The sequence below is a fragment of the Ponticaulis sp. genome, assembly GCF_029210165.1.
Classification (GTDB): Bacteria; Pseudomonadota; Alphaproteobacteria; order Caulobacterales; family Hyphomonadaceae; genus Ponticaulis.
Genome location: NZ_JARGNT010000002.1, coordinates 362863 through 375399, shown reverse-complemented (window position 1 = coordinate 375399; position 12537 = coordinate 362863). Strand labels below are relative to the sequence as shown.

The 12537-nt window shown below is 54.0% G+C and carries 8 protein-coding genes; 4 read left to right on the top strand and 4 right to left on the bottom strand.

The features are described 5' to 3' along the window. Positions 1 to 40: 40 nt before the first annotated feature. From P1U45_RS13750 to prfB, 3 genes are all read left to right on the top strand, one after another. Positions 41 to 1312: an N-acetylmuramoyl-L-alanine amidase gene (locus P1U45_RS13750; RefSeq protein ID WP_301059595.1), complete on the top strand. Its 1272-nt coding sequence runs from the start codon at positions 41 to 43 to the stop codon at positions 1310 to 1312. A 133-nt stretch (positions 1313 to 1445) separates the two neighbouring features. Further along, complete coding sequence (locus P1U45_RS13745; protein ID WP_301059593.1) at positions 1446 to 4205, top strand: PBP1A family penicillin-binding protein; 2760 nt, start codon at positions 1446 to 1448, stop codon at positions 4203 to 4205. A gap of 63 nt (positions 4206 to 4268) precedes the next feature. After that, positions 4269 to 5397, top strand: a protein-coding gene (gene prfB / locus P1U45_RS13740) for a peptide chain release factor 2 (RefSeq protein WP_301059591.1) whose coding sequence is annotated in 2 segments (ribosomal slippage) — positions 4269 to 4337 and positions 4339 to 5397 — 1128 coding nt in all. Because the reading frame shifts where the segments join, the coding sequence is not laid out codon by codon here. 69 nt (positions 5398 to 5466) lie between these two features. On the opposite strand, the gene P1U45_RS13735 is transcribed toward prfB, so the two are convergent. The 3 genes from P1U45_RS13735 to bcp form a co-directional block, all read right to left on the bottom strand. Then, positions 5467 to 5940 carry a polymer-forming cytoskeletal protein gene (locus tag P1U45_RS13735; protein WP_301059589.1) on the bottom strand — a complete coding sequence of 158 codons (474 nt, stop codon included), beginning with the start codon at positions 5938 to 5940 and terminating at the stop codon, positions 5467 to 5469. Then, positions 5921 to 7144 carry a M23 family metallopeptidase gene (locus P1U45_RS13730; RefSeq protein WP_293608160.1) on the bottom strand — a complete coding sequence of 408 codons (1224 nt, stop codon included), beginning with the start codon at positions 7142 to 7144 and terminating at the stop codon, positions 5921 to 5923. The genes P1U45_RS13735 and P1U45_RS13730 overlap by 20 nt, the downstream gene beginning before the upstream one ends. A gap of 158 nt (positions 7145 to 7302) precedes the next feature. Beyond that, positions 7303 to 7776 (bottom strand): thioredoxin-dependent thiol peroxidase, encoded by a 474-nt coding sequence (gene bcp / locus P1U45_RS13725; protein ID WP_301059587.1) that lies wholly within the window; start codon positions 7774 to 7776, stop codon positions 7303 to 7305. An 81-nt stretch (positions 7777 to 7857) separates the two neighbouring features. Between bcp and P1U45_RS13720 the strand changes: the two genes are divergently transcribed. Next, entirely contained in the window at positions 7858 to 11256 is a 3399-nt protein-coding gene (locus tag P1U45_RS13720) for a DUF3971 domain-containing protein (RefSeq protein ID WP_301059586.1), read from the top strand. Here the strand turns inward: P1U45_RS13720 and tyrS are convergent. Next, positions 11253 to 12506, bottom strand: coding sequence for a tyrosine--tRNA ligase (tyrS, locus tag P1U45_RS13715; protein WP_301059585.1), 1254 nt, complete (start codon positions 12504 to 12506; stop codon positions 11253 to 11255). The genes P1U45_RS13720 and tyrS overlap by 4 nt on opposite strands. Positions 12507 to 12537 lie beyond the last annotated feature (31 nt).

Below are 12537 nucleotides of genomic sequence, written 5' to 3'. Positions count from 1 at the left end.
GCTATGATCCCGAACGTTAATCTGACCGGTGGAAAGTGGGATGAATCCTTACCTGCGCATATTGATGGCGGTAGCGTCGCTTCTAACTGCGGTTGTCTTTTTTGGCGTCGTAGCGACAGCTCAGTCTGGTACCGAAGTCCGCGACGTTCGCGTCGGCTTTGACGGCGACAGAACTCGCGTTGTCATTGATGCGACCGCTGATCTCGATTACTCGCAATTTGCGCTCAGCACCGGTGGCCTGAGATATGTGCTGGACTTTGATCGCCTCGTCTGGGCGATGCCCGATCATGCGGCGCATCAGGGCGAAGGTCGCGGAGCCGGCGGAATTCAACGTTTCCGGTATGCACATAATTCTGAAACAACGTCGCGCCTTGTATTCGACCTTGATCAGCCGCTCGTGCTCGAAAGTTCGTACACGATGGAGCCGACGCGGCAGAATGGTGTTTACCGGATTGTATTGGATTTTCGTCCGGTCGATCTGGACACGTTCCGAAGTGTCCGTCCGTCCGGCCCGTGGTCAGGCGAGACTGATGTCGCTGATGTAGAAGTCGATACCGCAATGCGTGTTCCTGACCTGCGCGGTGGTCGCGGCGATATAGCGCCTGTTCCGGAACGCCATGTCGTGGTGATCGATCCCGGGCATGGTGGTCGCGATCCTGGGACACAAGGCGGAGCAGGCACTATCGAGAAATCTGTTGTTCTGCGAGGTGCGCTACTCCTTCGCGATATCCTCGAACAGACAGGGCGTTACGACGTTGTTCTGACGCGCGATGGTGACGATTATATCGATCACGACCGGCGTATTGAAATCGCGCGCGCCGCCGAAGCTGACATCTTTATTTCTCTGCACGCGGATGCTGCGGGAAGTCGGTCAGTCGCGGGTGCTTCCGTCTACACGCTCTCTACGGCTGGGGATGCGCGCATGGAGCAAATGCGTGAACGCATGGGCTGGAACATTCCGATGGAAATCGATCCGGTCGACCCAGCAACTCAGGACATCCTTGAGAACCTCGTCGAGCGCGAAACGCTAACCCGTTCCGCTGCGTTTGCCGATATCCTCATTCCAGAGCTTGAAGCGGTTGGGCCAATCCTACGCAACACGCACCGCCAGGCGAATTTCTACGTTTTGCTTGCACCGGATGTTCCTGCGGTCCTTCTGGAAGTAGGCTTCCTGACGAACTCAAACGACGAGCGCCGACTGTCATCAGGGCAGGGGCTGACACGAGCCATGCAGGCTGTTGGTCGCGCGATTGACACTTATTTCGACAGAGAAGAGCAGGCGCTCGCTCGGTATTACTCTAACGGCGGCTGATTATGGGGCTGTTTCGCCCGCATATATCTCGATAGAAAGCCTAGTCGTGGGCATGCTCACGCCATAGTATAGCCGGAATTAAAGGTGATTCCGGGATCACCCTGACTGTCAGTAAAATCGCGAGCGAGTCTTTATGAATTCAGTTCTGCAAGGCCTGAGAAGTTTCTTTGGCGCTATTGCGCGTTTTCTTATGCATCCGATTTTCCGGGTCCTGATGATTGTCGTCGCCGTTTTCGGCCTGATTGGCACGTTCGCGGTAGCTGCTTACGTAAATGCGCTCTCACGTGATCTGCAGTCCGTGAATGTCCTTGCAGAATACCAGCCTGAAGTTACGACCCGTGTGCATGCGGGTGATGGTCGCTTGATTGCTGAGTTCGCGAGCGAGCATCGCCTGTTCGTTCCATATGAAGCGATGCCTGAGCATTTGATTGAAGCTTTCGTGTCCGCGGAGGATAAGAACTTCTTCTCTCACGGCGGGATCGACTATTTCGGTATGGTGCGAGCGATGCTTCGCAATGCGCGCGACATGATCTCTGGCGCGGGTGGTAATCTGCAGGGCGGTTCCACCATTACTCAACAGGTCGCCAAGAACATGCTGCTGAATGACAGTTCGCAGAGGCTGGACCGAAAAATCCGTGAGGCGATTCTGTCTCGTCGCATGGAAGAAGCATTCACAAAGGAAGAAATCATTGAGCTGTACATGAACGAGATTTATCTCGGCGGCAGCTCTTACGGTGTTGCATCGGCAGCGCTTAATTATTTCAACAAACCTCTTACAGAACTCTCTCTGGCTGAAGCGGCACTTCTGGCTGCGATGCCTCAGCGTCCTGGCGATGTGAATCCGTTCCGAAACCCGGATCGTGCGCGTGCGCGCCGCGACTGGGTTATCGGTCGCATGCAGGCGAACGGTTACATTTCTCGAGATGAGGCTGAAGCTGCAATCTCAGAACCGCTTGTGACGCAGGAACGTCTGCGCGGCGAAGAATACGCGGCGGCGACCTACTTTGTTGAGGAGCTGCGTCGGTCCCTGTCAGAAGAGATTGGTGAGGACGAGCTTCGCGAAAATGGCCTTTCTATTCGATCCACATTGGATACGCGGCTTCAGCTTGCTGCGCAGTCTGCGCTCCGCGAGGGCCTTGAAACCTATGACCGTCGTCACGGGTATCGCGGCCCACTTGCGATGATCGAACTTGGCGATGGCCAGCTCGATGCGCTGAACGCGGTAGAGCTTCCGGGTGGTTATGGCACCCGCGAGGCAGGGCTGGTACTTTCCGCATCTTCAAGCGCGGTTCGCTTGCTGCTGACCGATGGTGCCGAGATTGATCTTGCTGAAGATGATATTGAGTTCTCCCGCACCTATCGCCGTGAAGGCGGCGGTCGCGGACTTCAGTCAGGCGATGTGATCCTCGTCGGCGTAGAGCGTGAAGAGGTCGTACCTGAAGGATCAGACAGCTCCAATCCCGCTGGCGATGAAGTTATTTCCGAAGAGACTCTAACGGAGGCTGCAAACTCGGAAGCTGAGGCTGAAACCGACGCTGAGGAAGTCGAGCCTGCCTTTGTTCCAGTCGGAGATGCCCGCCTTGGTCAAATTCCGGAGGTAGAAGGCGCACTCCTCGCTTTGGACCCTCATACGGGGCGCGTCCTTGCGATGGCAGGTGGTTACTCGTTCTGGAGATCGCAGTTCAACCGGACTGTGCAAGCCCAGCGTCAGCCCGGGTCTTCGTTCAAGCCGTTTGTCTATGCGTCCGCGCTGGAGCTTGGCGATCCTCGCACAGGGCAGGCTGTTTTCACGCCGGCAACTCAAATTCTCGATGCACCTTTTGTTCAGTGCGACTACACGCGCGAAGAAGACCAGTGTTACGCTCCGACAAACTACACGTCCGGTCGTTTTTATGGCATGAGCACGATGCGTCTCGGCCTTGAAATGTCCCGTAACGCTATGACAGTGCGTCTCGCCCAGGACATCGGTATGGAGCAGGTCTCCCGGTTTGCCGAACGTGTTGGCGTATACGATCGTTTGGATCCTTATCTCTCCATGTCGCTCGGCGCCGGCGAGGTTACTGTATGGAACATGGCTGCGTCTTATGCTGCCTTTGTGAATGGCGGCCGTCAGGTCACGCCGCGCCTGTTCGACAGGGTTCAGGACCGTGAGGGTGCAACAATCTATCAAATGGATACGCGCGAATGTCCGGGGTGCAATGAAGAGTATACCGGGCAGGCGCCGCCTATTCTCGCGGATACGCGTGAGCAGGTAATTGATCCGATCACAGCTTTCCAGATCACATACATGCTGCAGGGCGTTGTTGAACGCGGCACAGCGGCGGGCATTCGTCGTCAGTGTCCACGTGGCGGTCCTGAAGCGGCGCTCGGCGTTGGTGATATTCCTACACTCTGTGAACACACGCTGGGTGGTAAAACCGGTACGACAAACGATTATATGGATGCCTGGTTCATGGGCTTCTCTCCGGATCTTGTCGTAGGGATTTATGTCGGCTTCGACGAACCGCGCTCTATGGGCAATGGCGAAGCTGGCGGCAGTGTTGCGGCACCGATCTTCGGTTCATTCATGAATGAGGCTCTGGTCGATTACGATCCACTTCCATTCCGTGCGCCAAGCGGTGTGCGTTTTATGAATATTGACGCCCGCACCGGCACGCTACCTGGATCTAACAGCCAGGTCATTCGCGAGGCGTTCCGCCGGGGCTCAGAGCCGGGTTTTGAAGACAGTTTTGGTAGCGATCTTGATAGTATTTTCGGCAATGGAAATTCAGGCGAAGTCTCTACCGGCGTTGGCGATATATTTGACGGCAATGGTGACGATCCTGTGCAACCGGGGCAGATTACACCACCACCTCAAACCGGTCCGGAAGATTTTGACGGGGAAGTTTACTAGACGGTGCGAACTGTCTAGAACCCACGGTCCAATCGGAATTTACGAATTCAGGAGAGTAGGTGCATGACACCTGAAATGATGTCTTTGGCAGGCCAAATCGAGCAGTCAGTGGAACTGCTGAGGAGGCGTCTTTGACTGGGATCGTTCCCACAAAAGATTCGACGAATTAACGGCAATGTCAGAACGTCCCGATTTCTGGGACGATGCGCAGGCGGCGCAAAAGCTGATGCGCGAGCGCACTAAGCTCAATGATCAAATGGAAGCTATCCAGTCGCTTGAGAGTGATTTGTCTGATGCGCGCGAACTCTATGAAATGGCTCAGGAAGAGGGTGACAAAGACGCCCTTGAGGAAATTCTCGATCTTCTGAAAAATGCTAAAGCACGCGGTGAAAAAGCCGAGCTTGAGGCGCTGCTATCCGGCGAAGCGGATGGAAATGACTGCTATGTCGAAATTCATGCTGGCGCGGGCGGAACAGAAAGCCAGGATTGGGCAGGCATGCTCCGCAGAATGTATGTTCGCTGGGCCAATGCGCATGACATGAAGCTGGACGAAGTCGAAGAGCATGTCGCTGAAGAAGCCGGTATCAAGTCGGCGACTTTGCAGATTAAAGGTGAAAATGCTTATGGCTGGCTGAAAAGTGAGTCCGGTGTTCACCGCCTCGTACGCATTTCTCCGTTCGATTCGAATGCTCGTCGTCACACGAGCTTTGCCAGCGTCTGGGTCTATCCCGTTATCGATGAGTCCATTGAAATCGAGATCGAAGACAAGGATGTGCGGACTGATACCTATCGTGCGAGCGGTGCGGGTGGTCAGCACGTCAATAAAACGGATTCTGCCGTTCGACTGACCCACGAACCTACGGGTATTGTCGTTGCATGTCAGAATGGTCGCTCTCAGCACCAGAACCGTGCAACCGCGTGGGAGATGCTGCGCGCGCGACTTTACGAGCTTGAGCTACAGAAGAAGCGTGAAGCAACCGAAGCGCTGGAGAGCACCAAGTCGGAGATCGGCTGGGGCCATCAGATCCGTTCGTATGTTCTTCAGCCATATCAGATGGTCAAAGACTTACGGACAAACGTTGAAACGTCGGACACGCAAGGTGTTCTGGACGGTGATCTTGATCAGTTCCTGGCGGCGTCTCTGTCACATAGCCTGACGTCAGCATCTGATACGGATGACAGCGGAGCTTAGCTCGGTTCTTTTCAAACAAAAAAAAGCCGCCCGAAACGGGCGGCTTTTTTCTGAAATTTTAGGCGTCGATTAGCCAGCGGTTGGCGTCGGCGTAGACGGAGCAGGGCTTGCAGGCGCAGAACCAGTCTTCAGAGGGTCTGAAGAATGTTTGACCTGTCCTTCGAACACCGCATTTGCCTCAATAGACAGAGAAGAGTGCGTGATGTCGCCTTCGACTTTAGCAGATGAAGCCAGCTGAACTTTGCGTGCGCGAATGTGGCCTTTGACCTTGCCGCGAACGACGATGGTTTCTGCAACAACTTCACCGAGGATTTCGCCTGTGTCGCCGATTGTCAGCGCCGCTGCTTTAACGTCACCTTCAATTTTGCCGTCGATCTGAATTTCACCCTCGGAAACAATAGAGCCTTTCAGCTTCATGTCGTTGCTGAAGAGTGACGGAGCAGAACGTGCTGCAGGACGTGTAGCTGCCTGACGCATCGGCTCTCCCTGCGATGGTGTCGTTGAAGGAGAAGAACCTTCTGGTTTACCCTTGTTGGTGAACATGTTGACCTGCCCTCAAAAAATTTACGGGGTTATATGTTTTGCCTCGGAACCAGACCTCATAGTGCAGGTGAGGACCAGTGCTTCGGCCAGTTGTGCCCATTCGCCCGACCAGATCGCCCATCTGGATCTCGTCGCCTACCTCAACCTCTACACTATTAAGGTGACCATATCGTGTCCTAAAACCGTAACCATGATCGATTTCGACAAGACGTCCGTAACCAGACCGTGATCCGGCATAGGTAACAACGCCAGGACCGGCGGCGACAATTGGAGCCCGGTGGTACGCGCCCATGTCCATTCCAGCGTGGAATGCAGGGCGCCGGTTAAACGGGTCTGTACGAAGACCATAACCGGAAGTTTCACGGAAAGGAACGCTGATCGGCTCACCAAGCGGTAGCAGCTCGACCAGGCTTTGGTAATAGTTCGCTTCTTGCAGGCGTGCAGCGACCTGAACGGCGCGTTCTGAGAATTGAGGATCAGAATCACTCAGCCCGTATTGTGTGCTCATTGAGCTGAGTTCTACCAGTGGGCCGCCCATTTCACGCTGTTCTTCGAAACGGCCAATACCGACGCCAGTCAGCTGAAGTACACCGCGCGCCTGTTCGGAACGTTCAACAGCGACCTGTTCAACACCATCAAGGAAGGCGTTTTGCTCTTGGCGAAGCTGATCGATATTTTCGCGAAAGCCGGCAACTTCAAGTGAGGCAGTCTGGACTGGGGTAGGGCGTGATTGACGTGGTGCGCCTTCTTCAATCCCTGCTTCAATCAGAAAGTTTGCTCCGTTGCCGCGGAGCACATTCTCTTCAATTGATTCTGGCGATTGGACGGCCTCGAGAAGCATTTTGAGCGTATCGTGACGTTGCTCGAACTCGATAGTGGCGCGCTGGAAGGCTTCCGTTCGTTCTTCCAGAAGAGACTGGGCAGTTGCGGCGCGGGCGTTTGTTTCATTCACCCATCTCTGCCATCGTGCATCGTTGCGGTCGAGTGCATCATTGTGGGCAGAGAGGCGTGGGCCCTGGCTAATGACGCTGAACGTTGCGAACACGCACCAGCCAATCGCGAGCGCAGCACCTGCCGCAGCGAGCACCTGTTGGCGTTGAGTAATGTTGATATAACGTACTGAACCGCCGCTACGGTGATAAATCTGGCGCTCAGGAAATGTCCTCTCGAGCCAGGATTTAGCTTTTCCGTGCATTTCTTTCATATTTTACGCCGCCCGATACTCGTGCCGATTTAAAGCGCCCCAGATCGCCCTCACCGGATTTTGATCGACCCTAGACGAAAAAAATTACGACGCGAAGACCACCCTACGCATTTTTTTTAGTTAATCTCGATCGAACCGGTAAATTGCTCATTAAGAAATCAATTATGTCGGCTAATTGCTTCTTTTAGAGTGCTTAGAACATCAGAAGCATGTTCTTTTACTTTAACTTTTTTCCACTCGTGAGCGACCTTAAGGTCCGGGGCAACGATAAATGTTGATCTGAGGATACCCATATAGGTTTTTCCATACATCTTCTTTTCAACCCAGACGCCAAACGCTTCGCATACGGAGGTATCTTCATCGGACAGGAGTTCGACTTTGAGTTCCTGTTTTGCGATAAAATTTGCGTGTTTCTTGGGGCTGTCGGCCGAGATGCCGATAACGCGAGCACCAAGTGCCTGAAATGCTTCGATTTCTGCGCTGAAGTCTTTCGCCTCTGTTGTGCAGCCCGGGGTGTTGTCCTTCGGATAAAAATAGATAACGGTCCAACCGCCTTTCAGGTCGTCACTAGATACTGTTCCGCCGTCGGGTGTTGGCAGTGTAAATGATGGGATTTTATCTCCGATCTGCATGTCGACCTTCTTTCTGGTTGATGAAATATATGAGTTTAAAGGATCAGATTCTGACTCTGATCAATATTGTGAGTTTTCTGAGTGCGTCAAACCACAGGCATAATCATTCTGGAAGGTCTGACGGGGCTTGTGCTTCTAATTGGCCTCGGACTTGGTTTGATCGCATGGCGCCTCGTTTCAGGGCCGACAGACCTCGAGTTCGTCCGCGGTAATGTGGAAGCCGAAATCTCGCGCGCCCGGGGCGGCCAGCCCGTTTCCGTCGGTGCGCTCTCCTTGCGTTGGCAGCACGATCAGAACGAATTCCAGATTCTGGCAGATGAACTGGTTTTCTATAATGACACCGAAGAAGTTGTCGCCCGCGCAGATGGTGCGACAATCGAGTTCGATGCGTTCAGCCTGCTCGTAGGGCAAGTGGAGCTTCAGGAGCTGCATATTCGCGACGGTGAGTTTGAGGTTCGGCGTCCGGAAGGCGGAGGGCTTAAATTCGCAGGACAGGCCATCCCTCCGGTTTATCCGGTTCAATTCCATGAAGCCACGTCGCCATTTCAGTATGCAGAACAAGCCATTCTGAATGTTGTCGAGAATCTCGCAAATTCTGCCGCCGTCGCCAATGTAGATGAAATCACCCTCTCGGGCTTTCGTGTTCGTCTTATAGACGAGGGAAGTGATGTGGAATGGGTGTTGGAAAATGCGAACCTTTCGCTCGTTCAGGATGACGACACGATCGGCATTTCGGGGTCCGGCGAAGCGATAGGCGATGGTGCGCCTCAGAGCCTGGAGTTTGATCTGGAGTTTATTCCGCGGCTTCGCGAATTCCGAACCGTTTTGTCACTTCAGGATACGAATATTCCTGAATTTCCTGTACTCGTAGCGATTTTGCCGGACCTCTCAGGCACTCTGATGGCTGATTTGTCTTTTGCATTTGAGGTACGTCAGTCGGGCATTGATATTGTCTCTGTGGACGTAAGCTCTCAGCCTGGCGAATTGCTTATGGGTGAAGATCTGATCGAGATTGGCGCGAATAGTCTGCTTGTCGAATATAATATAGAACGCGACGTACTGTTTGTAGATGCGCGTGAAATCGATACCGAGTTCGCTCTGGGTAGTCTTCAGCTTCAGCTCGATCAGGTTACGAACCTGCTGGAAGACCCTTTAGCTGAACCACATGCCATCAGTCTGGACGCCGAAGCGCTCCAGCTCGATTTTACGCCCTATTTTTCTGACATCTGGCAGGTTCAGAATGTGCGTGCGGAAGCGTTGGTGGATTTACGCAGGCGCCAGATGGATGTGCTGGACATGACTGCGTTTGTCGATGGCGCACAAGCCTACGCGCAAGGGCTAATGTATTTGCCTGATGAAAATGCGTTACCAGATGACCTTCCTTTTGGCATCTCCATGACAGCCACAGTGGATGGTGCATTCACGCCCGAAACCGTACTTAAATTCTGGCCTGTAACGCTCGGCGCTGATGCGCGTCTGTGGGTTGAGGAAAACGTTCGCGAAGGCGACTTCTCCGAAGCTCAATTTCGGATGGACTTAGCGCCGGATGAATTGCGGGATGATCGACTGGACGATGAAGATCTCCAGCTGGATTTCGTGTTTGAGAATGCTGTCACGTCATTCCTGGAGGATTTGCCTTCGGTGAACAGAGGGCGCGGTTCAGCCCGCCTGAACGGAAACTCCTTCTCGCTTGATCTTGAGAGCGGTGAATTCAGCAATTGGACGCTAACTTCAGGGAAGGTCTCGATTCCCCAGTTTAAGCCAAAAGGTGAGAACTTTTATATCGACGCCGAAGGCTTTGGTGATGTGCAGGATATTCTCCAGACGCTCTCTGATTCCCGGCTGCAGCTCGAAGCGCAGTATGGACTGAACATTCAAGATATTACGGGGTCCGGACAGGCGCACTTTTCACTGATCCGTCCTGCGTTGTCCGAAGTGTCCTACGAGGATACCCGTTTCACTGTCGAAGGCGAAATTACCGATGGCGGCTTTAGGGAGCTGTTCAACGAGATGTCCTTGACTGGCAGTCAGGCGGATATCCACGTGTCCAATGAGCTCCTGCGTATCTCCGGTTATGGTCAGTTCGGTGACGCGCCGATGGAATTTACCTGGAGCGACCGGTTTCGTGAAGAAGGCGCTGAAGACCGCTCCACACTACGGGCGTCCGGCTATGTGAGTCCTGATTTCATTAACCGGTTCGGCGTTGCAATTCGAACCTACATGACCGGATCGGCGTACGCGGAGCTTGATGCGTTTGGAACGTCAGCTGAGAACTGGAACCTGATCAATATCGCGCTCGACTTTGAAGAGTCTCGCCTCGATGTAGAGGAGTTTTCCTGGTTTAAGCCAATAGGTGAGCCAGCCAATGCAGTTGTTCGGGTAATTACCGAGGAAGAGGAACAGACGACTGAAATTGCCTTCATCGCCGAGGGCGTCGACTTTCAGGGTGATGTTTCTCTGGGCGCTGACGGACGGTTGGAAGACCTCTCAGTTGACCGCATTTACATCGAAGACGAGCTTGACCTGCGCGGTGAACTTCGGCGTCCCGATCCGCTCACGCTGGAACTGGAGCTAACCGGTCCGTATCTGAACGCGGCTCCGCTTCTGGAGGGTGTTCTAAATGCAGGCGGCGCCGGTGGCAGCGGTGCGCTTCCGATCTTTGGAGAGGTCACGCTGGACGCAAATATTGATCGCCTTCAGCTCAGAAACGACCTGCAGGCACAGGATGCGACGATGCGTGTGGATTTCTCTGGCCCGCGCCTGAACAGTTTTGAGCTCGCCGGTTTGTTAGAGCTGGATAATCCGTTCGCGCTCTCCATACAGGGCCTGGATGACGGCAATAATCAGCTCACGGCACAGGCAAGCAATGCTGGAGGATTGATCTCTGCGGTGCTTGGGCAAGACTTTGTGACGGGTGGCGAGCTCAGCATGAGCGGCATTATGCGAGCAGATCAGCAACCGTCCGATCTGAATATCACGCTTAGAAATGCACGCATGGCAAACGCGCCTTTGCTGACGCAGATTCTGTCTCTTGCGTCACTTCGGGGGCTGTCAGACGTGATGTCGGGTGAAGGCGTTTTGTTTTCGAGTGTCGAGCTTCCGCTGACACTCACGCCTGAGGGTTTCTACATTCGCGGTGGCAAGGCATCTGGGCCGGCGCTCGGCTTAACGGCCAATGGCCATATGCTCGATGATGGTGAAGACTTGCAAATCAGCGGCGTTCTCGTGCCCTCATTCGGTGTGAACTCGGCGTTGGGCGGAATACCGATCATCGGGGATTTGTTTGTCTCGCGTGAAGGTGAGGGCGTTTTCGCGATCACTTATGATGTGCGGGGATCTTTGGAAGAAGCCCGTGTTTCCGTAAACCCGCTTTCAGGTATTGTTCCAGGCGTATTGCGCCGCGTTTTCGAAAACCCGGAAGCTCCGGTCCCGCAGCCAGAAGAGGTCACGGAACCAGAAGAATTGGAGCCTGCGCCCTAGCGGAGCTGAAGGCGGGCGTGGCGCTTTTTGCCGATGGACAATGTCGCTAGGCCATCTGCATCAAAATCTGAAAGGCTGAGTGTCGCGTTCTCGTCGCTGACGCTTTCACCGTTGAGTTTGGCTGCATTCTGCTTGATGCTCCGGCGCGCTTCCCCATTGGATTTTGTCAGAGCCGCGGCCGTGAAACCGGCTGCGACCAGCATGCCTGCTTCTACTTCATCTTTGGAAACATCATAGGTTGGCAACGCGTCCCCGCTTGAGCCTTGCTGGAACACTTTTGCAGCGGACTCTTTTGCGTCTTTTGCGGCCTGTTCGCCATGCAGCATTGTTGTGGTTGCATCGGCGAGCGCGATCTTTGCATCGTTTATCTCGGCACCTTCGAGTGTTTCCAGTCGTTCGATTTCATTCAGCGGGATGTCCGTAAACAGGCGAAGGAAACGGCCGACGTCAGCGTCTTCCGTATTGCGCCAGAACTGCCAGTATTCGTATGGCGTCCGCAGTTCGGAGTTCAGCCATACTGCGCCGTCTGCAGTTTTGCCCATTTTGCCGCCGGAAGCTGTCGTGATGAGGGGTGATGTGATGCCAAAGCCCTGACGTCCGTCCGCTTTGTGGATGAGGTCCGTCCCAGCGACGATATTGCCCCATTGGTCAGAGCCGCCCAGCTGGATCATACAGTTGTGGCGGCGTGATAGCTCAAGGAAGTCATATGCCTGGAGAAGCGTATAGTTAAACTCAAGGAAGGTGTATGGCTGCTCGTTTTTGAGACGACGTGCAACAGTGTCCTGTTTCACCATCGTATTGACGGTGAACAACTTGCCGATGTCGCGCAGAAACTCGATATAGCCGAGTTTATCCAGCCAGTCCGCGTTATTGACCATGATGGCATCTGTTGGACCCTCGCCAAATGTCAGGAACGGTGAAAAGGCTTTCTTGATGCCTTCAATATTCTTCGCGATGGCGTCTTCCGTCAGGATCGGGCGGGACTTCTCTTTGTCCGTCGGGTCGCCGATTTTAGTTGTGCCGCCACCCATAAGGACAACCGGTTTGCCGCCAGCCTGTTGAAGGCGGCGTAGCAACATGATCTGAAGGAGTGAGCCGACATGCAGGCTTTCAGCCGTGGCATCGAATCCGATATAAGCCATCGGCACACCTTCGGAACAATAATCATCCAGCTCGGCTTCGTGAGTGGTCTGCTTGATGTAGCCGCGGGTCTGCAGAGTGCGCAGAAAATCGGATTTGAATTCACTCATATCGGTCTCCATTAGACGCGGCGATCTAGCA

Excerpts from the sequence above, each read along its gene's own strand:
- P1U45_RS13750 (WP_301059595.1), top strand. The coding sequence starts at position 41 with ATGAATCCTTACCTGCGCATATTGATGGCGGTAGCGTCGCTTCTAACT.
- P1U45_RS13745 (WP_301059593.1), top strand. The coding sequence starts at position 1,446 with ATGAATTCAGTTCTGCAAGGCCTGAGAAGTTTCTTTGGCGCTATTGCG.
- P1U45_RS13735 (WP_301059589.1), bottom strand. The coding sequence starts at position 5,940 with ATGTTCACCAACAAGGGTAAACCAGAAGGTTCTTCTCCTTCAACGACA.
- P1U45_RS13730 (WP_293608160.1), bottom strand. The coding sequence starts at position 7,144 with ATGAAAGAAATGCACGGAAAAGCTAAATCCTGGCTCGAGAGGACATTT.
- bcp (WP_301059587.1), bottom strand. The coding sequence starts at position 7,776 with ATGCAGATCGGAGATAAAATCCCATCATTTACACTGCCAACACCCGAC.
- tyrS (WP_301059585.1), bottom strand. The coding sequence starts at position 12,506 with ATGAGTGAATTCAAATCCGATTTTCTGCGCACTCTGCAGACCCGCGGC.